Source organism: Streptomonospora sediminis (genome assembly GCF_054778995.1).
The window spans coordinates 1-21,889 of the sequence record NZ_BAAGYZ010000075.1 but is presented as its reverse complement, the minus strand read 5'-3'; the positions used below and the strand labels follow the sequence as shown (position 1 = coordinate 21,889).

General features: G+C 71.9%; 20 protein-coding genes and 3 tRNA genes. 15 read left to right on the top strand and 8 right to left on the bottom strand.

Features of this window, described 5'->3' with window-relative positions:
• On the bottom strand, positions 1 to 202 hold a 202-nt coding region (locus ACYVD5_RS15540), incomplete at its 3' end, for a hypothetical protein (RefSeq protein WP_461001755.1).
• A gap of 389 nt (positions 203 to 591) precedes the next feature.
• On the opposite strand from ACYVD5_RS15540, the gene ACYVD5_RS15535 reads away from it, so the two are divergent.
• The 5 genes from ACYVD5_RS15535 to ACYVD5_RS15515 all read left to right on the top strand — a co-directional run bounded on the left by ACYVD5_RS15535 (position 592) and on the right by ACYVD5_RS15515 (position 3,574).
• On the top strand, positions 592 to 1,392 hold the full coding sequence (locus ACYVD5_RS15535; RefSeq protein ID WP_461001754.1) for a fumarylacetoacetate hydrolase family protein: 801 nt from the start codon (positions 592 to 594) through the stop codon (positions 1,390 to 1,392).
• A gap of 84 nt (positions 1,393 to 1,476) precedes the next feature.
• Entirely contained in the window at positions 1,477 to 2,976 is a 1,500-nt protein-coding gene (gltX, locus tag ACYVD5_RS15530; RefSeq protein ID WP_461001753.1) for a glutamate--tRNA ligase, read from the top strand.
• Positions 2,977 to 3,189: 213 nt separating this feature from the next.
• Positions 3,190 to 3,261: transfer RNA gene (locus tag ACYVD5_RS15525), tRNA-Gln, on the top strand.
• 66 nt (positions 3,262 to 3,327) lie between these two features.
• Positions 3,328 to 3,400 (top strand) — tRNA-Glu (locus tag ACYVD5_RS15520).
• A gap of 98 nt (positions 3,401 to 3,498) precedes the next feature.
• A tRNA-Glu gene (locus tag ACYVD5_RS15515) sits at positions 3,499 to 3,574 on the top strand.
• Between the two features lie 100 nt (positions 3,575 to 3,674).
• On the opposite strand, the gene ACYVD5_RS15510 is transcribed toward ACYVD5_RS15515, so the two are convergent.
• Positions 3,675 to 4,424, bottom strand: coding sequence for a MerR family transcriptional regulator (locus ACYVD5_RS15510; RefSeq protein ID WP_461001752.1), 750 nt, complete (start codon positions 4,422 to 4,424; stop codon positions 3,675 to 3,677).
• Positions 4,425 to 4,629: 205 nt separating this feature from the next.
• On the opposite strand from ACYVD5_RS15510, the gene ACYVD5_RS15505 reads away from it, so the two are divergent.
• Both ACYVD5_RS15505 and ACYVD5_RS15500 read left to right on the top strand, forming a co-directional pair.
• The gene (locus ACYVD5_RS15505; protein ID WP_461001751.1) at positions 4,630 to 5,256 is read left to right on the top strand and encodes a DUF4188 domain-containing protein; all 627 of its coding nucleotides are present in this window, start codon (positions 4,630 to 4,632) and stop codon (positions 5,254 to 5,256) included.
• 261 nt (positions 5,257 to 5,517) lie between these two features.
• A complete protein-coding gene (locus ACYVD5_RS15500; RefSeq protein WP_461001750.1) occupies positions 5,518 to 6,705 on the top strand; it encodes a PQQ-dependent sugar dehydrogenase in 1,188 nt (395 codons plus the stop codon).
• Positions 6,706 to 6,766: 61 nt separating this feature from the next.
• On the opposite strand, the gene ACYVD5_RS15495 is transcribed toward ACYVD5_RS15500, so the two are convergent.
• Positions 6,767 to 7,456 carry an IclR family transcriptional regulator gene (locus ACYVD5_RS15495; RefSeq protein ID WP_461001756.1) on the bottom strand — a complete coding sequence of 230 codons (690 nt, stop codon included), beginning with the start codon at positions 7,454 to 7,456 and terminating at the stop codon, positions 6,767 to 6,769.
• Positions 7,457 to 7,678: 222 nt separating this feature from the next.
• Here ACYVD5_RS15495 and leuC point away from each other — a divergent pair, with 222 nt between their 5' ends.
• From leuC to ACYVD5_RS15475, 4 genes are all read left to right on the top strand, one after another.
• Positions 7,679 to 9,076: a 3-isopropylmalate dehydratase large subunit gene (gene leuC, locus ACYVD5_RS15490; protein WP_461001749.1), complete on the top strand. Its 1,398-nt coding sequence runs from the start codon at positions 7,679 to 7,681 to the stop codon at positions 9,074 to 9,076.
• Between the two features lie 39 nt (positions 9,077 to 9,115).
• Positions 9,116 to 9,706, top strand: coding sequence for a 3-isopropylmalate dehydratase small subunit (gene leuD / locus ACYVD5_RS15485; RefSeq protein WP_461001748.1), 591 nt, complete (start codon positions 9,116 to 9,118; stop codon positions 9,704 to 9,706).
• Positions 9,685 to 9,924: an SCO5555 family protein gene (locus ACYVD5_RS15480; protein WP_461001747.1), complete on the top strand. Its 240-nt coding sequence runs from the start codon at positions 9,685 to 9,687 to the stop codon at positions 9,922 to 9,924. Before leuD ends, ACYVD5_RS15480 begins: the two co-directional genes overlap by 22 nt.
• A gap of 78 nt (positions 9,925 to 10,002) precedes the next feature.
• Complete coding sequence (locus ACYVD5_RS15475) at positions 10,003 to 10,281, top strand: HU family DNA-binding protein (RefSeq protein WP_461001746.1); 279 nt, start codon at positions 10,003 to 10,005, stop codon at positions 10,279 to 10,281.
• A gap of 171 nt (positions 10,282 to 10,452) precedes the next feature.
• On the opposite strand, the gene cofC is transcribed toward ACYVD5_RS15475, so the two are convergent.
• Entirely contained in the window at positions 10,453 to 11,100 is a 648-nt protein-coding gene (gene cofC, locus ACYVD5_RS15470; protein ID WP_461001745.1) for a 2-phospho-L-lactate guanylyltransferase, read from the bottom strand.
• A 192-nt stretch (positions 11,101 to 11,292) separates the two neighbouring features.
• On the opposite strand from cofC, the gene ACYVD5_RS15465 reads away from it, so the two are divergent.
• From ACYVD5_RS15465 to ACYVD5_RS15450, 4 genes are all read left to right on the top strand, one after another.
• Positions 11,293 to 12,219, top strand: coding sequence for a lysophospholipid acyltransferase family protein (locus ACYVD5_RS15465; RefSeq protein ID WP_461001744.1), 927 nt, complete (start codon positions 11,293 to 11,295; stop codon positions 12,217 to 12,219).
• 40 nt (positions 12,220 to 12,259) lie between these two features.
• The gene (locus tag ACYVD5_RS15460; protein WP_461001743.1) at positions 12,260 to 13,270 is read left to right on the top strand and encodes an NAD(P)H-dependent glycerol-3-phosphate dehydrogenase; all 1,011 of its coding nucleotides are present in this window, start codon (positions 12,260 to 12,262) and stop codon (positions 13,268 to 13,270) included.
• Positions 13,271 to 13,356: 86 nt separating this feature from the next.
• Positions 13,357 to 14,565: a trans-sulfuration enzyme family protein gene (locus ACYVD5_RS15455; protein WP_461001742.1), complete on the top strand. Its 1,209-nt coding sequence runs from the start codon at positions 13,357 to 13,359 to the stop codon at positions 14,563 to 14,565.
• A gap of 95 nt (positions 14,566 to 14,660) precedes the next feature.
• Entirely contained in the window at positions 14,661 to 15,782 is a 1,122-nt protein-coding gene (locus tag ACYVD5_RS15450) for a D-alanine--D-alanine ligase family protein (protein WP_461001741.1), read from the top strand.
• Between the two features lie 143 nt (positions 15,783 to 15,925).
• Here the strand turns inward: ACYVD5_RS15450 and ACYVD5_RS15445 are convergent, their stop codons facing one another.
• The 4 genes from ACYVD5_RS15445 to ACYVD5_RS15430 form a co-directional block, all read right to left on the bottom strand.
• The gene (locus ACYVD5_RS15445; protein WP_461001740.1) at positions 15,926 to 16,627 is read right to left on the bottom strand and encodes a lytic polysaccharide monooxygenase auxiliary activity family 9 protein; all 702 of its coding nucleotides are present in this window, start codon (positions 16,625 to 16,627) and stop codon (positions 15,926 to 15,928) included.
• Between the two features lie 393 nt (positions 16,628 to 17,020).
• Positions 17,021 to 17,917, bottom strand: a complete 897-nt coding sequence (locus ACYVD5_RS15440; RefSeq protein ID WP_461001739.1) for an EI24 domain-containing protein — start codon at positions 17,915 to 17,917, stop codon at positions 17,021 to 17,023.
• 1,386 nt (positions 17,918 to 19,303) lie between these two features.
• Entirely contained in the window at positions 19,304 to 19,693 is a 390-nt protein-coding gene (locus ACYVD5_RS15435) for a hypothetical protein (protein ID WP_461001738.1), read from the bottom strand.
• A 198-nt stretch (positions 19,694 to 19,891) separates the two neighbouring features.
• Positions 19,892 to 21,889, bottom strand: a 1,998-nt coding sequence (locus tag ACYVD5_RS15430) for a UvrD-helicase domain-containing protein (RefSeq protein WP_461001737.1), incomplete at its 5' end; no start/stop codon positions are given.

The following is a 21,889-nucleotide window of genomic DNA, read 5'->3' as shown; positions in this document are numbered from 1 at the left end:
CCGCGCCGCCGCCGGCCGGGGGCGGCGCCTTCGAGGCGGCGCTGCCGGACTCGCCGCCGCTCAGGCCGGGTGCGTGCCGGTCGAGGACCAGCAGGCCGGTGCCGGCGGCGAGGACGACCAGCCCGAGCAGCAGTTCGAGGCCGTAGCGCCGCCGCCGCGCCGCGCGCCGGCGGCGAAGCGGATGCTGTGACGGGTGCGACAAGCGGAAGACCCCCTTGCGGCTCGGTTGCTGCGGCTAATGCGGGCCGCTGCGCCGGCGTGCCGGTGTTCCTGCGTCTGTTGGCCGTTCCGGTGTCCCGGTGCCCGCGGCTGCGCCGCCGCCTGCTCCGGCTCGGCGCAGGACGGAACGGCTCCGTACGGCTCCGGACGCCACCGGGCGGCGCGCTGGGCGCAGGGTCGGCTCGGGAACACATTCAGCATCGCAGAAGGGACCTGGAATCCCCTGGGCTTCGCTTATGTCCGTAAAAGTGCGTGCCGTCCGGATATGGCGCGCCGATGGGGCACCGACCCGCTGCGCGCGCGTTGCGGCTGGGTACGCTGGTCCGCGGACGAAACACGGTCGAGACAGGCGAGAACAGGCAGGCAGCAGACGTGCGCATCGCAAGATTCTCCGTGGGTGACGATGTCGGGTACGGATTGATCGACACCGACCAGGACGGTGGCCAGGAGTACGTGTCGCGGATCAGCGGGCACCCGCTGATGGGCCAGATCCAGCTCACCGGCGAACGCGCCAAGGTCGAGGACGTCCGGCTGCTGTCGCCGGTGCTGCCGAGCAAGGTCGTGTGCATCGGCAAGAACTACGCCGACCACGTCGCCGAGATGAGCGATATCACCGGCGAGACCACAGAAGAGCCGGTGGTCTTCCTCAAGCCCTCCACCGCGGTCACCGGTCCCGGCGACCCGGTGTTCCACCCGCCGATCTCCCAGCGGGTCGACTTCGAGGGCGAACTGGCGGTGGTGATCTCCCGCCCGTGCCGCGAGGTCCCGCGCGAGCGAGCCAAGGAGGTCATCTTCGGCTACACCGTCGCCAACGACGTCACAGCGCGCGACCTGCAGAAGTCAGATAAGCAGTGGACACGCGGCAAGGGCTTCGACTCCTTCTGCCCCATCGGCCCTTGGATCGAGACCGGTCTCACCCTCGAAGAGGCCGGCGACCTGCGGGTGACCACCACGGTCGACGGCGAGGTCCGCCAGGACGGCCGCACCTCGCAGTTCATCCACGACATCCCCGCGGTGATCTCCTACGTCAGCTCCTTCATGACCCTGCTGCCCGGCGACGTCCTGCTCACCGGCACCCCGGCGGGTGTGGGCCCGGTCGGGGTCGGCTCGGAGATGACGGTGGCCGTCGAACGGGTGGGCGAGCTGAGCAACCGCGTCATCACCCGCGACTGAGCCCGGGCGGCGGCGGGCCCCGCGCCCGGCCGCCCGCCTGGTGGGATCCGGACCGGTACCGCGCCCGGCTATAGGGTTGGGGCTGTGACTGAGACTCCGATTCGCGTGCGTTTCGCGCCTTCGCCGACCGGCATGTTCCACGTCGGCGGGGCGCGCTCCGCGCTCTACAACTGGGCACTGGCCCGACAGCAGGACGAGGGCAGGTTCGTGCTGCGCATCGAGGACACCGATGCCGCGCGCAACAAGCCGGAGTGGACCGAGGGGATCCTGCAGGCGCTGGCCTGGCTGGGCATCGGCGAATCCGACCCGCACTTCGAGGGGCCCTACTTCCAGTCCGACTACGCCGACAAGCACCGCGAGACCGCCGAGTGGCTCTACGGCCAGGGGCGCGCCTACTACTGCGACTGCACCCGCGAGCAGGTGCAGGCCCGGCGCGACAACCCCAACCTGGGCTACGACGGCTTCTGTCGCGACCGCGGCCTGGAGCCCGGACCGGGCCGGGCGCTGCGGTTCAAGGTGCCCGAGGGCGGGCCGACCGTGGTCGCCGACGCGATCCGCGGCCGGGTGGAGTTCGACCACTCCTCGATCGAGGACTTCGTCATCGCGCGCGCCGACGGCTCCCCGCTGTTCGTGCTGGCCAACGTGGTCGATGACGTCGAGATGCGCATCAACCAGGTCATCCGCGGCGAGGAGCACCTGTCCAACACCCCCAAGCAGCAGTTGCTGTGGGAGGCGCTGGGCCGTACCGCGCCGGCGTGGGCGCATCTGCCGGTGATCGTGAACGAGAAGCGGCAGAAGCTGTCCAAGCGGCGCGACAAGGTGGCCCTGGAGTCCTTCCAGGAGGAGGGCTACCTGCCCGAGGCCATGGTCAACTACCTGATGCTGCTGGGGTGGTCGCCGGGCGAGGACCGCGAGATCATGCCGTGGTCGGAGATGGAGCCGCTGTTCGCCGTCTCCGATGTCAACAGCGCCAGTGCGTTCTTCGACGAGAAGAAGCTGCGGGCGTTCAACGGCGAGTACATCCGCGCGCTGAGCGTCGAGGACTTCGTGGAGCGCTGCCGGCCGTGGCTGTCGCCCGAGGCCGCGCCCTGGCCCGAGGAGAACTACGACGAGGACGCCTTCCGGGCCATCGCCCCGTTGGCGCAGAGCCGGGTCGCGGTGCTCAATGAGATCGTGCCCAACGTCGACTTCCTGTTCCTGGACCAGCCGGTCGACGACCCCAAGAGCTGGTCGAAGACGATGAAGCCCGAGGTCGGCGCGCCGATGCTGGCGGCGGCCCGCGAGCGCTTCGCCGATCCCGCGCTGGACTGGGAGCCCGAGGCGCTGCGTGCCGAGTTGGAGGCGGCAGGCGCCGACCTCGGTCTCAAGCTCGGCAAGGCGCAGGCGCCGGTGCGGGTGGCCGTGACCGGGCGCACCGTGGGTCTGCCGCTGTTCGAGTCGCTGCACGTGCTCGGGCGCGAGCGCACCCTGCTGCGCATCGAGGCGGCCCAGGACCGGTTGCGGGCCGAAGAAGCGGGTGTGGCGCCGGCCGGAGCCGACGCCGTGCCCGACAGCGGGCCTGAGGGCTCGGCAACGGCGGAGTAGGAGCCCCGGTGCCCGTGCGGGCGGGGCCGGGATGCGCCCCGGCCCCCGTGCGCCGGGGGCTCGCGGCGGCGGTCCGGGCGGGTGGCGGCCCGGCCCGCCCCGCTGCGGGGGCCGCTCGGGATTCAATTCGCGAGCACTCCGGAAGTCCGCTAGAGTAATGCCTGCGCCGAGGGGGAGCGGGACCGGCAAACGGAACCCTCACCTTGAGAGCACTGGGGTATGGTGTAATCGGCAGCACGGCTGATTCTGGTTCAGTTAGTCTAGGTTCGAGTCCTGGTACCCCAGCAACGGCATCCGTTCTCCGGAAGCTGTATCGGACCGGATTCCGGTCCGAACGCAATACGCGATCTGGCCCCCGTCGTCTAGTGGCCTAGGACGCCGCCCTCTCAAGGCGGTAACGGCGGTTCGAATCCGCTCGGGGGTACGCAAGGGAGAGGCTCCCGCACCAGCGGGGGCTTTTTTACTGCACGCGGTGGGCCCAGCGGCCCGTCGCAACGGGGCCGCCACGGTCCCGCGATCGGAGCCCCTGTCGTCTAGTGGCCTAGGACGCCGCCCTCTCAAGGCGGTAACGGCGGTTCGAATCCGCTCAGGGGTACCAGTAGTACACACGGCACCGGCTTCTCGCCTGCGGGCGCGGGGCCGGTTTGCTTTTTCCGGGTGGTGTGCGCGGTCCGCGCAGCCGTGGCCGGCCGGGGGCCTCAGCCGGCCGCGCCGGGTTGGCCGCCGGCACCGTCCACGCCCGCATCCGCGCCGGTGCCCGGGGAAGCGGGCGGGCCGTGGCCGGTCGGCTCGCTTGCCGCGGCGGGTCCACCGCGGGCGGCGGGGCCGAACCGGCGCGCGGACTCGTCCTCCTGGGCGAGCTTGCGCAGCGCCGTCAGCGATTGCTCCATCAGCGCCGACAGTGTCACCGCGTTCTGCACGGTCTCCTCGCGCGGCGCCTCGGGATCGATGCAGTCCATGTCCAGTTCGGCGACGCGGTGCGCGGCGCCCGCGTAGCCGTGCAGCATCTGGGGCGAGGGCGGGGTGCCCAGCCGTTCCATGGCCGCGACCGCCCGGGTGAGCTGGCCGCGCGCGGGCGAGGCACTGTCGACCTGCCAGTCCAGTTCGGAAAGCAGCTCGGCGGTCCGGTGTTCGGCACGCTGCCATTCGGGGTCGTCGGCCGGCGCTTCGGTTGCGGGTGTGAACGCGTACTGGGCGACGCCGAGCAGGTCGTGCAGTTCGATGCCGGGGGTGTCGATCGCATCGAGTACGGCGCGGATGCGCCCCAGCGGTACCTCGGCGACCTCGGCCAGCGCGCGGACGAAGCGCAACCGCTCAAGGTGCGCTTCGGTGTAGCGCGCCTGCGTGGCGGAGAGGGGTTCGCCCTTGGGGAGCAGGTTCTCGCGCAAGTAGTACTTGATCGTCGCCACCGGGACGCCGCTGTGCTTGCTCAGGTCGGAAATCCGCATCAGTGCCCACGCTACTCTCTTGCCGATTTTATTGGATAGTACTACTCTCCAATATTAGGGAGTTGCACTATCCAATGCGGATCCGCCGGAACCGCGTGGAGACGCCCCGTCGGGGCGGCCACTCCGGGCTGCCGGGGCCCCGGAGCAGCGGGCGGCTTTCGACTCATCGGCCGGCAACCACCGGCGAAGCGGAGGTTCGACCACCATGACGCAACCGAGCAACGACACCAAGATTCCGCGCATGACCAACGAGCCGCGGGAGCACCTGACCGTCTTCCTGCTGGGCACCCGCATCAACGCACTGTTCAAGCCCCAGCGCTGGGTGTGGGTCCTGCGCGCCTTCAGGGCCATGGCCGCCGAGCTTGAGGCCGATCCCGCCCGCGGGCTGCTGTACTCGCGCATCCTGCCCAGCATGTTCGGGGTCACCGTCATCCAGTACTGGGAATCCACCGACGCGCTGCTGCGCTACGCCCACGACGAAACCCACAGTGCCGCCTGGAAACGCTTTTACCGGCAAGGCGGCGACGATGTGGGGATCTGGCACGAGACCTACGAGGTCGGTACTCCGCAGTCCGGCGGCGGGTCGGCCGAGCAGGTCGAGCAGCCCGAGCAGGCCGATGGGGCCGACCCGGCCGAGGGGGCCCGGCCCGCGCAGCGGCGGGGCTTTGAGTCCGTCTACGCCAACATGCCCACCATGGGCCTGGGCAGGGCGCTGGGCACCCGCCCCATCGGCCGGGGCACCCAGCGTTCCCTCGACCGCCTCGCAGTCCGCCGCGCCCGCGCCGCCAAGCGCGCGGCCCGGGACGGAGCCGACGATCGGGCAGGCCACTAGGGTGACCGACCGATCCGCCCGCCGGCGGGGTACATGGGCAACCAGGAGCATCGGCGGCGGCAACGGCCGGCTGTGCGGCCTTGTGGTCTGCCGGGCGACGGGTGGTCTGTGTTCGGCGATGACCTTGCAGCAATGCCCATCTCAGCTCCGATATTTGGGCATTCCTGCAGGGTAGGTGCGCTCCCCGGCCTGGTCGCCGGTGGGGCAGGGCCGCTGCCGGGGCGACGTTCGAGCCCGGCCTCCAACGGGAAGTACGCAGCCATGCACGTCTGGCAGCAGCGCCCCGGTTGCCCGCCTCCCCCGCGCAGGCGGGGACGGTGTGCCGCGGTCTGTGCCGCAGCGGCCGTCCTCGCCGCCTCGGCCTGCACCGGTGGCACCGGCGGTACCGGCGGAGGCGGTGGACAGACCGCCCCGGAAAGTCCCACAGGGGCGGCGCAAACGCGCATGCTTCCGCCTGGCGACCCCGCGACCGTGGCCACCGGCCTGGAGGTCCCGTGGTCGATCGCGGTGCTGGAGGGCGGCGGGGCGCTGGTCTCCGAACGCGATTCGGGCCGCATCGTGCACATGGCGCCCGATGGCGAAACCAGCGAAGTCGGCACCGTGCAGCAGGCCCGGGCTCAGGGCGAGGGCGGTCTGCTCGGCATCGCCGTGGCACCCGGGCAGGACCGGCCCGAGTACCTGTTCGCCTACTACACCACCGGTTCGGGCAACCGCATTTCCCGGTTTGCGCTCGACCACTCCGGTGGCGGCCCGCCCTCGCTCGGCGAGGCCGAGACCCTGGTCGAGGGCATTCCCAGCGCCGCTTACCACAACGGCGGCCGAATCGCCTTCGGCCCGGACGGGCTGCTCTACGCCGCCACCGGCGACGCCGGCGACGGCTCCCTGGCCCAGGACACCGGCAGCCTGGGCGGCAAGATCCTGCGGATGACCCCCGAGGGCGAGGCGGCCGGCGACAACCCGTTCGGCAACCTCGTCTACAGCTACGGCCACCGCAACGTCCAAGGGCTGGCGTGGGACTCTGACGGCACCCTCTTCGCGACGGAGTTCGGCCAGAACCGCTTGGACGAGGTCAACGTCATCGAGCCGGGCGGCAATTACGGTTGGCCGCAGGTCGAGGGCACCGGCGGCGGCAATGCGCCCGAGGAGTTCGTCGAACCGGTGCTCACCTGGACCGTTGACGAGGCTTCGCCCAGCGGGGCGGCGATCGCGGCGAACTCGCTGTGGGTGGCGGCGCTGCGCGGCGAGCGCGTGTGGCGGGTGCCGCTCACCGGGCGGCAGGGCGATCCGGTGGGCGAGCCCGAGGCGCTGTTCGTCGGCGACCACGGCCGCCTGCGGGCGATCACGCAGGCTCCCGGCGGCGACCTCCTGGTCAGCACGAGCAACCGCGACGGCCGCGGCGACCCGGCACAGGAGGACGACCGGATTCTGCGCATCCCGCTTGAAGGATGACGCAGGCGCTCGTGCGCTCCGGGCCGGGCGGCCGGCGGGTGGCCCCGATGGTGGCGGCGGATCAGTTCGGCGCGCCTTCGTGGCTGTGCAGGGCCTCATTGATCTTCTCGGCGGCCGAGATGACGGCCTGGGCGTGCAGGCGCCCGGGCGTGCGCGTGAGCCGCTCCAGCGGCCCTGAGACCGACACTGCGGCGATGACCCGGCCGCCGGGGCCGGAGATCGGCGCCGACACCGAGGCGACGCCCTGCTCCCGCTCGCCGACGCTCTGCGCCCAGCGGCGGCGGCGCACCTGGACCAGCGAGTTGCCGGAGAACTTGGCGTTGATCAGCGAGCGGCGGATGCGCTCGCCGTCCTCCCACGCCAGCAGCACCTGGGCGGCCGATCCGGCGGTCATCGGCAGTTCGCTGCCCACCGGGACCGTGTCGCGCAGCCCGCTGGTGCGCTCGGCGGCGGCCACGCACACGCGGACATCGCCCTGGCGGCGGTAGAGCTGGGCGCTTTCGCCGGTGAGGTCGCGCAGCTGCGACAGCACGGGCGAGGCGACGGCCAGCAGCCGGTCCTCGCCGGTGGAGATGGACAGCTCGCCCAACCGGGGGCCGAGGACGAACCTGCCCTGGCTGTCGCGGGTGACCATGCGGTGGCGTTCCAGGGCGACGGCGAGCCGGTGCGCGGTGGGGCGGGCCAGGCCGGTGATCCGTACCAGCTGGGCAAGGGATGCGGGGCCCGATTCCAGCGCGTCCAGTACCGACATTGTCTTGTCGAGCACACCGACCCCGCTGGATGAGCTAGAGTTGTCCATGGCTTGATATTGCCGTCTCGCTATTTGGAATGCAAATCGTCCGACGTGCTGCGTTCCGCCGTGTGGCCCAGGGTGAGCGGCCCGGGGTGAGCGGTCCGCCGCCGGCGCTGCAAGCGGCCCGCGGCGGCGAGACGACCCTCCACAGAAGTGACGAGACGCGAGGAGGCGTCGCACATGGCTCGCACGATGGCCGAAAAGGTCTGGGAGGAGCACGTCGTCCGGCGTGCCGACGGAGAACCCGATCTGCTCTACATCGACCTCCACCTGGTGCACGAGGTCACCAGCCCGCAGGCGTTCGAAGGCCTGCGGCTGGCCGGGCGGCGCGTGCGCCGGCCGGATCTGACCATCGCGACCGAGGACCACAACGTCCCCACCGAGAACATCCTCGGCCCCATCGCCGACAAGGTGTCGCGCACCCAGATCGAGACCCTGCGCAAGAACGCCTCGGAGTTCGGGGTGCGCCTGTTCCCGATGGGCGACCTCGACCAGGGCATCGTCCACGTCGTGGGCCCGCAGCTGGGACTGACCCAGCCGGGCATGACCGTGGTCTGCGGCGACAGCCACACCAGCACCCACGGCGCCTTCGGTGCGCTGGCCTTCGGCATCGGCACCAGCCAGGTCGAGCACGTCCTGGCCACCCAGACCCTGCCGATGGCCCCGTTCAAGACGATGGCCGTGACCATCGAGGGCTCGCTGGCCCCCGGCGTGACCGCCAAGGACATCATCCTCGCGGTCATCGCCGAGATCGGCACCGGCGGCGGGCAGGGCTACGTCATCGAGTACCGCGGCCAGGCCATCCGGGAGCTGTCCATGGAGGCCCGGATGACCATCTGCAACATGTCGATCGAGGCCGGCGCCCGCGCCGGGATGATCGCGCCCGACGAGACCACGTTCGACTACGTCCAGGGCCGCCCGCACGCGCCGGCCGGCGCCGAGTGGGACAGCGCCGTCGAGCACTGGAAGAGCCTGCGCACCGACGACGGCGCCGTCTTCGACAAGGAGGTCGTGCTCGACGCCGCGGAGCTGAGCCCGTTCGTCACCTGGGGCACCAACCCCGGCCAGGGCGCACCGCTGGACACCGCGGTCCCCGACCCGGCCGCCTGCACCGACGCCGCCGAGCGCGCCGCCGCCGAGAAGGCGCTGGCCTACATGGACCTCGCCCCCGGCACGCCGCTGCGCGAGGTCGGGGTGGACACGGTCTTCCTCGGGTCCTGCACCAACGGGCGCATCGAGGACCTGCGCGCCGCCGCCGATGTCATCAAGGGCCGCAAGGTCGCCGACAGCGTCCGCATGCTGGTCGTACCCGGTTCGATGCGGGTCAAGGAGCAGGCCAACGCCGAAGGGCTGGACAAGGTCTTCACCGCCGCCGGCGCCGAGTGGCGCGAGGCCGGCTGCTCGATGTGCCTGGGCATGAACCCCGACCAGCTTCAGCCGGGCGAGCGCAGCGCCTCCACCTCCAACCGCAACTTCGAGGGCCGCCAGGGCAAGGGGGGCCGCACCCACCTCGTCTCGCCGCTGGTGGCCGCCGCGACCGCCGTGCGGGGCACGCTCTCCTCGCCCGCCGACCTGTAGTCCACCCGAACCCGCAGAAACAGGGACGAAAGAGCCGACATGGAGAAGTTCACCGTCCACACCGGCAGCGCCGTGCCGCTGCGCCACAGCAACGTGGACACCGACCAGATCATCCCCGCGGTCTACCTCAAGCGGGTCGCCCGCACCGGGTTCGAGGACGGGCTGTTCGCGGCCTGGCGGGCCAACGACCCCGAGTTCGTACTCAACAAGCCGGAGTTCGCCGCGGGCAGCGTGCTCATCGCCGGGTCCGACTTCGGCACCGGATCCTCGCGCGAGCACGCGGTCTGGGCACTGCAGGACTACGGGTTCAAGGCCGTGCTCGCGCCGCGCTTCGGCGACATCTTCCGCGGCAACGCGCTCAAAGGCGGGCTGCTGGCCGTGCTGCTGCCCTACGAGGTCATCGAGCGGCTGTGGGAGGCGGTCGAGGCCGACCCCGCCACGGAGGTCACCGTCGACCTGGAAGCGCGCGAAGTGCGGGCGGCCGGCATCGTCCACCCGTTCGAACTCGACGACTACACCCGCTGGCGGCTGATGGAGGGCCTCGACGACATCGCGCTCACGCTGCGTGACACCGATGGCATCGACGGTTTCGAGAAGCAGCGCCATACGTGGCTTCCGGTCACCCAGTAGCGCGGGAATCCGCGGAATTTTACCTTCGGTTGGCGCGGCGGCTTCGCGGGGCGCATCGCCGCGCCAACGCACTGCCGACCGACGTCCGGATTCCCGGCATACGTAGGCATTTGGGCGTTACAGAAGCGGTCAAAAGGGATCCACTGCGCGCCTCCGAACGACTCGCCAGGATGGTCCGGGAGCTCCCTCTGCAGGTCGAAGACCCACCGACACGCTGAATTCACGGGCGTTTGTGTTTGTGTCCAGGGCATGCTGTCCCCTAATTTCGTGCGAGCAAGGGGGAACCGGAGGAACCAATGAACAAGCGTGACCTGATCGACGCGATCTCTGACCGTATGGGCGACAAGAAGACCGCCACTGAAGCCGTCAACGCGGTACTGGATACGATCCAGACGACCGTCGCCGCTGGCGAGAAGGTCGCCGTTACCGGCTTCGGCGTCTTCGAGAGGGGCGAACGGGCCGCACGTGAGGCTCGGAACCCCGCCACTGGGGCGACCATCAACGTCCCAGCGAGCTACGTGCCGAAGTTCCGCCCGGGTGCAGACTTCAAGGCCCTGGTGAACGGCGAGAAGTAGTCGCCGGCCAGCCCCAGCGCTGGTGCTTCGCGGCGCCCGGGTCCCCCGAGAGGACCCGGGCGTCCGGCATTTCCAGCCCGTCCGGCCGGCCTGAGCCGGCCCGGCCCCAGCGGCCCCGAGCGGCCGGGCCCGACCGCCGCAGGCAGCGGTTGCGGGCACACACTGATCCGTTCACCAGCCGAGACCGGCCAGCAGCTTGGCCGTGTGCGGCCCCACACCCAGCAGTGCCGCCTCCCGCAGGTCCGGCTCGGTGTCCACGTCGCGCCGCACGCTCGGCGCGGCCGAGCCGTCCAGCTCCGCGGCGCCCAGCGCCAGATGCCGCCGCCGCGAGCCGCCCTCGAACGCCGGAGCGAACGCCGCACCCGCCCGCGCCGCATACAGCGTCGTGCCGATTCCCGGGGCATCACTGAGGAACGAGCGTTCGGCGCCCCGCGCCTGGGCGAGCACCCCGTCGAGCTCACCGGGGCGCAGCGCGGGCAGATCCGCCGACAGCGCGCAGCATCCCCGCTGCGGGTGCCGGCGCCGGGCAGCGGCGGCACCGTGCTCCAGAGCCGGGTTCAGCCCGGTTCCCGGTTCGCCGCCGATGGCGACGGCGCCCAGGGCACCGAGCGCTTCAGCGGCCAGTTCGTCCTCGGTGACAACGAACACAGCGCCCACCCGCTCGGCGGCAACGGCCGCCATCACGGTGTCGCAGGCAACGGCCAGCGCCAGTTCGGCGCGCGGCAGGCCCGCCGCGCCCGACAACCGGGACTTGGCGCGTTCCAGCCGTTTCACCGGCACCACCAGCGACCAGTCCCGATCCTGCTCCAGCGGCGGCATCGCCCCTCCTCGACTCACTGACCGGACGCGGTCCGCGGCGCCCCGCCCGCCGATACAAACGGGCTCGACGTGGGTGATCTTCCCGGCCGCCTAGACTGGAGCGGCCGCAGGCGGCCGCCGGTGATCGCCGGCCCGTGCAACCGGGACGGGTCCGGGGGCGAAGCGGCGAGGCAGGTCGAATCGGAGGAGTCCGTGGCACAGCAACGCGAAACGCGGTGGGTCAAGACGGTGGTGGCTTCCATCGTCCGCCCCCTACTGTCAGCGGTCACCAAGCGGGAGTGGCAGGGCCGCGAGAACGTGCCCCGCGAGGGCGGCGTCATCATCGCCGCCAACCACCTGTCGCTGGCCGACCCGCTGACCATCGCGCACTTCCTCTATGTCGGCGGGCGCCGCTGGCCCACCTTCACCGCAAAGGAGGGCGTCTTCCGCATCCCCGTGGTCGGCGCCATCGCCCGCAGCACCGGGCAGATCCCGGTCAAGCGCGGCAGTACCGACGCGATCAAGGCGCTGCACGAGGCCGAGAAGGCACTGACCCGCGACGGCTCCTCGGTCATCTTCTACCCCGAAGGCACCTGTACCCGCGACCCCGACCTGTGGCCCATGGCCGCGCGCACCGGGGTCGCCCGGCTCGCGCTGAGCAGCGGCGTGCCCGTGGTCCCACTGGCGCACTGGGGCGAGCAGCACCTGCTGCGCTACGGCACCGCCAAGCTGCGCATCATCCCCCGCAAGCGGGTGCAGATCATCGCCGGTCCGCCGGTGGACCTGTCGGCCTACCGCGACCGGCCGATGACGGCCACCGTCCTCCGCGACGCCACCGCCGAGATCATGCGGGCCATCACCGATCTGCAGGCCGGCCTGCGCGGCGAGCTTCCGCCCGCCGAGCCCTACGACATCAAGAAGGGCCGCAAGCCCGGATCCGGCGAGGCCGCTGATGCCGTCGAGGGCGCCGGCGCCGCGGACCCGGCCCAGACGACCGGGGCCGCCCCGGCAGGCGGCGGCACCGCCGACGAGGCGGCCCCCGATCTCGGAAACGGCACCGGCCACGGCGGCGCGGAACCGGCCGCGGCCGACGGCGCGGGCGAGCGCGGCGGCGACGGCGAGGGAAAGACGCGCACGTGAGCGGCAGCGCGCCGGCAACGGCGATACGGGGGAGGAAGCGATGACCAAGGTCGCGGTTATGGGCAGCGGCTCCTGGGGGACCGCTTTCGCCAACGTGGTCGCCGACGCCGGTGCCGCCGAGGTGGTCGTGAACGGGCGGCGCCAGGACGTCGCCGACGCCATCAACCAGCGCCACGAGAACCCCGACTACTTCCCCGGCCTGCCGCTGAACCCGGCCGTGTCGGCCACCACCGACCCCGCCAAGGCGCTGCACGGGGCCGACTACGTCGTGGTGGCCGTGCCCTCGCAGACACTGCGCAGCAACCTCGCCGCCTGGCGCGAGCACATCGGCCCCCGGGCGGTGACCGTCAGCCTGATGAAGGGCATCGAGCTGGGCACCTCGCGGCGGATGAGCGAGGTCATCACCGAGGCCCTGGACGTGTCGGCCGAACAGGTGGCGGTGGTCTCCGGCCCCAACCTGGCCCGCGAGATCGCCGAGCGCCAGCCCGCCACCGCGGTGATGGCCTGCCCGCACGAGCCCACCGCCGTGCGGTTGCAGCACATCTGCAAGTCGGCGTACTTCCGCCCCTACACGGCGACCGACCTGGTGGGGGTCGAACTCGGCGGCGCGGTGAAGAACGTCATCGCCCTGGCGGTGGGCGTGGCCGTGGGCATGGGCTTCGGCGACAACGCCAAAGCCTCGCTGATCACCCGCGGCCTGGCCGAGACCGTGCGCCTGGCCGTATCGCTGGGCGCCGACGAACACACCCTGGCCGGGCTGGCCGGCCTCGGCGACCTGGTCGCCACCTGCAGTTCGCCGCTGTCGCGCAACCGCACCTTCGGCGAGAAACTCGGCTCCGGCATGACACTGGAAGAGGTCACCGCCGAAACCCGGCAGACCGCCGAAGGCGTGAAGTCCTCCGAGTCCGTGCTGGCACTGGCCCGCCGGGCCGGTGTCGAGATGCCCATCACCGAGTCCGTGGTCGCGATGATGCACCACGACCTCTCGCCGGCCGAGGCGCTGGCCGCCTTCATGTCCCGCAGCGCCAAACCCGAGCGCTACGGCGTCTAGAGCGCCCCAGGCCCGTAGAGCGCCCAGGCCGGCGCCGGGCACGACGCCCGCAGCCGCAGCAACCAGCGACGACAAGGCAACGACCAATGGACCACCAGCAAGGGGAGAACACCCGCGCGCTCGGGCTGCCGGGCGAGCCGCCGCCGCCCCAGCGCCCGCTGCGGACACCCGTCTACCGCAGCACCACCTACGAGTTCGCGACTTCCCAGGACTACGCCGACGTGCTGGCCGGGGCGGCCCCCGGCTACTCCTACGCGCGCATCGACAATCCGACCGCGACCGCGTTCGCCGCGGCAATGGCCGAACTCGAGGGCGCCGGCTGCGGGCGCGAGGTGCGCGGCGAGGCGTTCGCCTCCGGAATGGGCGCCGTCAGCAGCACCCTGCTCGCGCTCACCCGGGCCGGCGCGCACGTGGTCGCCTCCCGGTCCATCTACGGCAACACCTACTCGCTGCTGGACGGCCTGCTGCGCCGCTTCGGCGTGCAGACCGACTTCGTCGACATCACCGACCCCGCCGCCGTCCGCGCCGCCGTCCGCCCCGAGACCGCGGTTGTGTTCACCGAGACGCTGTCCAATCCGACCATGGCCGTCAGCGACCTGCCCGCCCTGGCCGGGATCGCCGAGGAGACCGGGGCGGTGCTGGTGGTCGACTCCACGTTCGCCACCCCCGCCGTGTGCCGCCCGCTGGAGCACGGCGCCGGGGTCGTCCTGCACTCGGCCACCAAGTACATCGGCGGCCACAGCGACGCCACCGGAGGCGTGGCGGTCGGCGACCCCGAGTCCATGGCCGCGGTGCGCGCGGCCCGCATCGACCTGGGCCCCTGCCTCGCGCCCGACGAAGCGTTCCTGCTGCACCGCGGCCTGGAGACCCTGCCGCTGCGCATGGCGCGCCAGTGCGAGAGCGCAGCCGCCTTCGCAGCGGCGGTGGCCGGGCATCCCGCCGTCGAGCGGGTGGACTACCCCGGACTTGCCGGCCACCCGGGGCACGCGACCGCAGGCCGCCTCTTCGACGCCGGGCGCTGCGGCGCTGTGGTGACCGTGACCCCGAGCGGCGGGCGCGAGGCGGGCATGGCCTTTGCCGACGGGCTGCGCACGGCCACGATCGCCGCGTCCCTGGGCGGAACGCACACCTTGGCCGGACATGTCGGCTCCACCACGCACCGCCAGATGAGCGACTCGGCGCTGCGAGCTGCGGAAATAGGTCCCGGAGCGGTACGGTTCTCGATCGGACTGGAAGATCCGGCCGACCTGATCGCCGACGCACGGGCCGCACTGGACGCCTGCGCGCGGCGGTGATCCGGCTGCCGGGACGCGGGCGGGCAACGTAGGGCGCAACCCGGCATCGAGCGGTTGCGCGGTGGCCGGCAGGCGCGAGATCGGGGGCGGGCAGCATGGCCGAGCAGCGTAAAATCCGGGTCGCCATCATATTCGGCGGGCGCAGCAGCGAACACGCGATCTCCTGCATCACCGCAGGGGGTGTGCTCTCGGCGATCGACACCGCGCACTACGACGTGGTGCCCATCGGGATCGCGCGCGACGGCACGTGGGTGCTGTGTCCGGCCGACCCGGGCAGGCTCGCGGTCGTCGACGGCAAGCTGCCCGAGGTCGACTCCTCGGGACCGCAGCTGGCCGTGCCCTTCAGCGGCGCCACCGACCTGATCGTGCTCGAAGGCGACGGCGAGGGCGGCGGCACGCGGCTGGGCGGCTTCGACGTCGTGCTGCCGCTGCTGCACGGCCCGTTCGGCGAGGACGGCACCATCCAAGGGCTGTTCGAGATGATGGACGCCCGCTACGCCGGCGCAGGCGTGTTCGCCAGCGCCGCCGCGATGGACAAGGTCTTCATGAAAACCCTGTTCACCGGCAACGGCATCCCCACCGGCAGCTACGTGGCGGTGCCCGACCGCGCCTGGCGCACCGAACGCAAGCGGGTCCTCGACGACATCGCCGAGCTGGGCGGGACCGTGTTCGCCAAACCCGCTCGCGGCGGAAGCAGCCTGGGCATCGGCAAGGTCGGCGACGCGTCCGACGGCGACGCTGTCAGCGCCGCGATCGAGGAGGCCCGCCGCTACGACCCCAAGGTCATCGTCGAGGCCGCCGTCGCCGGTCGCGAGATCGAGTGCGGGGTGCTGGAGCCGGTCGACGGCGGACCGCCCGACGTCTCCGTCCCGGCCGAGATCCACGTCGCCGAGGGCCTGGAGTTCTACGACTTCCAGGCGAAGTACCTGTCGGCCGACTGCCTGAGCGTACCGGCCGACCTGCCCGAGGAGGTCACCGCCGAGATCCGCCGCGAGGCCGCCCGCACTTTCGACGCTCTCGGGTGCGAGGGGCTGGCCCGGGTGGACTTCTTCTACGGCGACGACGGACGCGTCTACGTCAACGAGATCAACACGATGCCCGGGTTCACGCCGTCATCGGCGTTCCCGCAGATGTGGGCGGCGACCGGGCTGGCGTACCCGGCCCTGGTGGACCGGATGATCCGGACGGGCCTGGACCGCGCGCCGGGCCTCCGTTAGCCCGGTGGCGCGCCTGCCCGGCGGGAACAGCAGGCGGTGGCAAAGAGGGCGGGGAGGCGGTGCCCCGACGCACGTCCGCCTCCCCGCCCGAAATCCCGTGACCGGGCCCTGCCGTCCCCGGCCATGGGATTATCGGGGTTGGCTCATTGGAAGACCACGTCGGAGCAGTTGTAGAACGCCTCGGGGCTGTCGGAGCGCTGCCAGATCGAGTAGATGACGTGGCGCCCGCTCTTGTCGGGAAGCTGCGCGTCCCAGTAGTACTCCGCGCCTTCGACCCCGCCCGAGCGCTTGGGCGGGTTGGTGACCTCGTCGAAGGGTGCCGGTTCGAGGTCGTCCCAGCCCAGCGGCTGGTCGGGGTTCCAACCGTCCTTGGTGATGTACTGGGTGAAGGTGCCGGGGTGGGCGGCCCAGGCATTGTGTTCAAAGGTCACGGTGGCACCGGACCGCACCTCGGTGGCGGGCCAGTCGCCGGGCGCGTTGAACGCGTCGAAGTTCTCGGTGGGGCCGCAGAGCTTGCCATCGGGGATGATCTCGCGGTGCCGGCCGTCGGCGTCGCTGATCAGGTTGCCGAACCAGTTCCAGAAGCCGTAGGAGTTCTCGGCGAGGGCCTGTTGGCACATGGGGTTCTGCGGTTCGAGGCTGCCGCCGTTGCCGTTGTCGAGGCCGTCGCGGTAGCAGGAGTAGGTGCGGGTGCCGGGGAAGGTGAAGCCGCCGTGTGCTGCGGCCGGTTCCGCGGGCAGAGCCACGGCGAAACCGGCGGCGAGGACGGCGGCCCCGCCGATCAGGACCGTTACGTTGGCGAGTCGCCGAGCGGTTCTCAGCGCGAGTTGCTGTGCAGAATTCACCTTCGCACTCCTCAGGGGTGTATCCCGCGGCCGAATGGGGCGGCCGGGAGACGGGCGGGGGGTCGGAGAGGACGGGGAACAGTTGGCTGGGGTGGTGCGGTGCGGGGACCTGCGAAGGGTTTGGGAGCGCTCCCATCCCGTTTGCCGGTGCGCCGCAGTGGATTTCTAGAGTGTCCTGTGCCACACGATTGCGCAACCGGGGGTAATAGAGTCGTAACCCCGGAGCCAGAAAAGAAACGGCCGGGGTTCATGTTTCGGGTGTGTCCCCGCGTCCCGCGGGCAACCCGTCGTGACCCCTGGAACATACTCGTCCGCGTCCCGCACCCGCCCGATGCGCGCAGCGCTGGGCCGTCCGGCTGCAGGGGAGCGTTGCCCGCCTGCCGGGGGAGGGACTCAGCGTCCTTGCGGCGGGCCCTCGCCGTAGCCGGGAACCGGGCCGGAGTGCGGCGGGGTACCCGGGTGCGGGTACGGGCCCGGCTGCACGGGCGGTGCCTCCGGCGGCAGGTAACCGGGGGGAACGGCGGGCTGCTGCGGCGCTGCGGCCGGCAGCAGCTTGCGGGCGAGGATCGTGCCGCCCGCGGTCGCCACGGGGAACGCCAGCACCGCCACGAACGGGACGGCCAGCAGCAGGTAGCTGGGGATACCGAAGCCGATCACCAGCATCCGGCGCTGACCCATGGCGCTGCGCCGTTCCTTGACCCGGCGCAGCCCGCGCCGGTCGAAGGCGGCGCCGAGCAGCTCGATCGTCAGCATCCAGCCGCCGAAGATCGCCGAGACCACCGGAATGACCGTCTGGCCGATGACCGGGATCAGGCCGGCCAGGAACAACGGGACTGTGACCAGCGCGGACACCAGGATGAGGCCCAGTGACTGGCGCGCCGCCCGGCTGATCGACCCCAGGACGGACTCATCGGCCGGCGCCGGCGCGTCGCCCAGTTCGTCCTCGACCATCTCGGCGATCTTGTCGTAGAGCGGGAAACCCAGAGCCAGTGTCAGCCCGGTGAATGCCACGACCGCGACCAGGATGGCGGCGGCGACCAGCACCACGCCGGCGGCGATGCGCAGGGTGGTCCGCATCCCCGGCGCCCACCCGTCGGCGAACGGAGTCAGCCAGGCCGTGAGGTCGTCGAGGTTGAGAATCAGCGCGACGAAACCGATCACGAACAGCACCGACGTGATAAGCGGCGGTATCGCCCCGAGCACGAACAGGCGCGGACTGCGCATGACCAGGCCCGCGCCCTGGAAGAGGATGCCGATACCGGTGAAGAAGTCGCGAAGCGGAGTGCCCACGAACGCTGACACTAGTCCGTTTCGGGCACTCTCCGCATCCCGCGCCCGGTACCGCGCGCTTCGGCGGTCCCAACTGCAGGGTGCGCGGCGGGTGAACCCGGGCGCGGGTCGTCCGCGGCCGTGCGGGTCAGCGGCTTGCGGCCGGCCGCGGGCGGCTCGGCCCGGAAGGGGATCGGGCACCTGGACGCGTCCTCGGCACCGGCATGGGGATCGCGGCGGGCGCACGGGTTTTCCACAGCCGGCGGATCGGCGTTGTTGCGGCCGGTGCGGCTGCGGTGTCCTGGATACATGCTCGAACCATCCGGGTGCCCTGCGCACCTCTCCACCGTCCACGGGATCGCCGCCGGACAGCACGGCGTGGTCACCCGCGCGCAGGCGCTGCACTGCGGCATCGCGCCGCACCAGATCGCCGTTCTGGTGCGCCGGCGCCGGTGGATCCGGTTGCGCACCGGTGTCTACCTCGTCGAACCCGCCGATCCTGCCGGTGCCGCCGGTGCCGCCGAACCCCCGCTGGCCGCGCGGGTCATGGCCGTGCAGCTTGCGCTGGGGCCCCGCAACATCGCGGCCGGGCCCACCGCGGTCCGGCTGTGGGGGCTGCACGGCCTGCCGCCGGGGGTGGGGCGCGATCGCGTACACGTCGCGGTGCACGGGGGCGGATCCACGGCGCCCGGGGCGTCACTGCACCGGCATGATTGGGCTCCGCATGCGGGCGAGGTCGCGTTGTACCGGGGCATCCGGCTCACCACACCGGGCCGCACCCTGCGCGACATCGTCGTCACCCGCGACCGCCACACCGCCGTCAGTGTCATCGACTCCGCGCTGCAGCGCGGCGCGGTCACGGCCGACCAGCTGCCGCGGCTGTGTGCGGCCAACTCCGGCCGTCCCGGCGCCGCCCGCACCCGGCAGTGGTGGTCGCTGGCCGATCCCCGTGCGCAGAGCAGCCTCGAAACCCGGATCCGGCTGGTCTGCCGCGACTGGGGCATCCCGCCCGAAACCCTGCAGTACCCGGTCTACCGGGCCGATGGCACGCTCGCGGGCCGTGCCGACCTCGCCTGGCCCAGTTGGGGCGTTGTCGCCGAAGCCGACGGCCGCGGCCCGCACAGCTGCCCCGATGCGCTTTATACCGACCGGCGCCGGCAGAACAGCATTGTCACCGCCCCTGAGGGCCTGGTGCTGCTCCGGTTCACCTGGAGCGACCTCCAGTGCCCCAAACGGATCGTCGAGACCATCAGGTCCGCCCGCAGGCCGGCGCGGGGCCTGGTGGGCGCGGCAGGCCCGCCGGCGCCCCGCCCCGATCCCGCGGGCGCGCCCGGCGGCACCGGACCCCGGGGCGGTGCCGCGGCGTTATGGCGCCGATCCGGTGCACGGCCCCGGAAACCTGCCCGCTCAGGTCCCGGCCTCGGCGGCGATCACAACGCAGATCCGGACCGATTCGGCGGTCACCCGCAGCACGTACCGGAACGTGTCCGACTCCCGCTCGGCTCCGGCGCCGTCGGTGTAGGACCACAGCACATCGGCCCACACCAGCGACTCCGTCAGAGCGTCGGCGTCGCGCACCTGCGGTACGGCCGCGGTGATTCCGCGCCGGTTGTACTCCTCGGCGGCGCCCGTGAACGCCTCCTTGACCTCGCTGGGCGCGCTGATCGCGATGCTCTGGGCGTCGCCGGCGACATAGGCCGGATACGAATAGCACGCCACTATCCCGTCGAGGTCGCCCGCGCTCAGCGTCTGCCCGTAGACGGTGAAGAACTCCTGGATGGCTGTCCGGTCGAGCATGGTGGGCACCTGCCTCTCGTCTGCGGCGCGCGGCGGGCCGGATACGCAGGCTGCACAGGGCGTGCGGGCCGTTCCCGCTCCGGCTGCGGCCGTGCTCCGGCCGCCACCGCGTCCAGGTACCACTGCCCGGGTTCGAGCGGCGTGCGATGCCGCGGCGCCGCGGCCCGGCCGCCCGGCCCTCCGCAGGGACAGGCACCGTTACCGTGGCAGGAACGGGCTCGGTGTGCCGTGCCAACTCACGTACAGCCGTTCCCGTGCGCGTGTGCAGGCCACATAGAGCAGCGAGCGCTGGGCGTCCAGGTCGGCCTGGTGCTGGTTCTCGTCGAGCGCGGCGCTGGTCACCCGGTCCAGTTGGGGCAGCGCGTCGGCCGTGGCGGCGAATACCGCGATCGCGCGGAACTCCAGCCCTTTGACCCCGTGCATGGTGGTCACCCGCACGCTGTGGGCGGTGTCGGTGATCGATTCGCGGCTCGGGTGGAAGATCGCGGCGGGCAGCGACCGCGCCCGCAGGTGGGCCGCCACGGAATCGCGCAGCTTGTTGGTGCGGGCGGTCACGCAGATGTCGGCGGGGGCGATCCCTTCGGCCAGCCACGACCGCACCCGCTCGGCCAACCCGTCCAGTTCGGCCGGCTCGTCGCCCGCGCCGAACAGTTCGGGTTCGGGGCCGCTGAGCACGCAGCGCATGGCGCCGCCGGGTTCGGTCGCGGCGGAATCACCCAGTTCGGTCACCGGCCGCCCCTGCAGGATCCCGTCCGCCCAGGTCAGAATCTGCTCGGTGGTGCGGTAGTTCACGCGCAGCGGGAACGACCGGCCCACGATCCCGATCCCGAGCTTTTTGAACGACACCGTGTTGTCGTAGATCCGCTGCCGGTTGTCGCCTGCGATGAACAGGTCGTTGGGCCCGCGGCCCACCACGGCGCGCAGCGTGCGCCACTGGGCCGGGTGCAGGTCCTGGGCTTCGTCGACCACCACATTGGTGTAGGGCAGCTCGGCACGTTCGCCGAGGATCCGGGCGGCCTCGGCGTGCAGGTCCTCGGGCGGCAGCTTGCGGCTGTTGCGCATCGCCGCGCGCACGCTGCTCACGGCGTGCCAGACCATGCGGCGCTGGTCGGCGTTGAGCGGTGTGGTGCGGCCGCTGCGGGCGTCGGGATCGAGATACCCCTCAAGCGTGGTGATCCCGTGCGCGGTGATCACATGGCGGTATTCGGAGTACAGGAAGTCGACCGGCCAGGGCAGCCGGTGCTGCATCGCGTAGTTGGCGAAAAACCCGCGGGCGTCGGTGCGCAGCCGGATATCGGGGTAGACCTCTTTGACCACGTCCAGGGCGAGCTTGTCGGTGGTCACCACGTCGACATCCGCGACGATTTCGGGCGGCAGCAGCAGTGCGAGATTGCGCTTGAGCGATTCCACCAGGGCGTTGGTGAAACTGGTCAGCAGCACGCGCCCGTCCAGCGGCAAGTGCTCGGCCAGGTACTTGACCCGGTGCAGCGCCACCACGGTCTTGCCGGTGCCCGGCCCGCCCGACACCTTGGCGGGCCCGTTGAACCGCTGCCGGTAGGCGAGATCGCGCTGCAGCGGGTGCAGGTAGATCCGCCAGGCGTTGAACTCGCCGGCCAGGACATCCTCGATCTCCTGGTTGTCGTTCACCACGATGACCCGGTCGCGCGTGCGCCGGATCGCGGTGTCGTAGTCGTCGGCGGCCACGGCGCCCACCGCGGGGCGCCGCGGTGCCACCACCTCGTCGCGGACCCGCTGCACCGACTGCCCCTCGGCCAGGGCGCGCAGCACCTCGTACTGGTCCTGGGGCAGGGCGGGCGCCCAGCCGTGGAATTCGCGGGCGGTCGTGACCGTGCGGCAGAAGTCGCGGATCTCGGGGTCGATGCCGAGGATCTCGAGTTCGCGGTCGCTGACCCGGTCGAAGAGGAGGCCGCTGGTGGATTCGGGTGCGGGCGCGGGGGCAGGGGCAGGCAGGGCCGTGGCCGGAGGGGCTGAGGCGGTGGCGGTGTGGGCGCCGGCGCTGCCCGGCGCGGTGTGCCCGCCGGCCGCCTGCTCTGGGCGGTGCGCGTCGGCAGCCGGAGCCGGGGGCGGGGCTGGAGCCGCCGCAGCGGGCCGTGGTGCGGCTTCCGGCGGCAGGTCGGGGGCAGGGGAACGGGCGGCACCGACCGGTTCGGGCGCCGGCGCGGCCGGAGCCCGGGG

Excerpts from the sequence above, each read along its gene's own strand:
- ACYVD5_RS15450 (WP_461001741.1), top strand. The coding sequence starts at position 14,661 with ATGGCCGAGCAGCGTAAAATCCGGGTCGCCATCATATTCGGCGGGCGC.
- ACYVD5_RS15510 (WP_461001752.1), bottom strand. The coding sequence starts at position 4,424 with ATGCGGATTTCCGACCTGAGCAAGCACAGCGGCGTCCCGGTGGCGACG.
- ACYVD5_RS15500 (WP_461001750.1), top strand. The coding sequence starts at position 5,518 with ATGCACGTCTGGCAGCAGCGCCCCGGTTGCCCGCCTCCCCCGCGCAGG.
- ACYVD5_RS15460 (WP_461001743.1), top strand. The coding sequence starts at position 12,260 with ATGACCAAGGTCGCGGTTATGGGCAGCGGCTCCTGGGGGACCGCTTTC.
- ACYVD5_RS15495 (WP_461001756.1), bottom strand. The coding sequence starts at position 7,456 with ATGTCGGTACTGGACGCGCTGGAATCGGGCCCCGCATCCCTTGCCCAG.
- ACYVD5_RS15455 (WP_461001742.1), top strand. The coding sequence starts at position 13,357 with ATGGACCACCAGCAAGGGGAGAACACCCGCGCGCTCGGGCTGCCGGGC.
- ACYVD5_RS15475 (WP_461001746.1), top strand. The coding sequence starts at position 10,003 with ATGAACAAGCGTGACCTGATCGACGCGATCTCTGACCGTATGGGCGAC.
- cofC (WP_461001745.1), bottom strand. The coding sequence starts at position 11,100 with ATGCCGCCGCTGGAGCAGGATCGGGACTGGTCGCTGGTGGTGCCGGTG.
- ACYVD5_RS15435 (WP_461001738.1), bottom strand. The coding sequence starts at position 19,693 with ATGCTCGACCGGACAGCCATCCAGGAGTTCTTCACCGTCTACGGGCAG.
- leuD (WP_461001748.1), top strand. The coding sequence starts at position 9,116 with ATGGAGAAGTTCACCGTCCACACCGGCAGCGCCGTGCCGCTGCGCCAC.
- ACYVD5_RS15505 (WP_461001751.1), top strand. The coding sequence starts at position 4,630 with ATGACGCAACCGAGCAACGACACCAAGATTCCGCGCATGACCAACGAG.
- leuC (WP_461001749.1), top strand. The coding sequence starts at position 7,679 with ATGGCTCGCACGATGGCCGAAAAGGTCTGGGAGGAGCACGTCGTCCGG.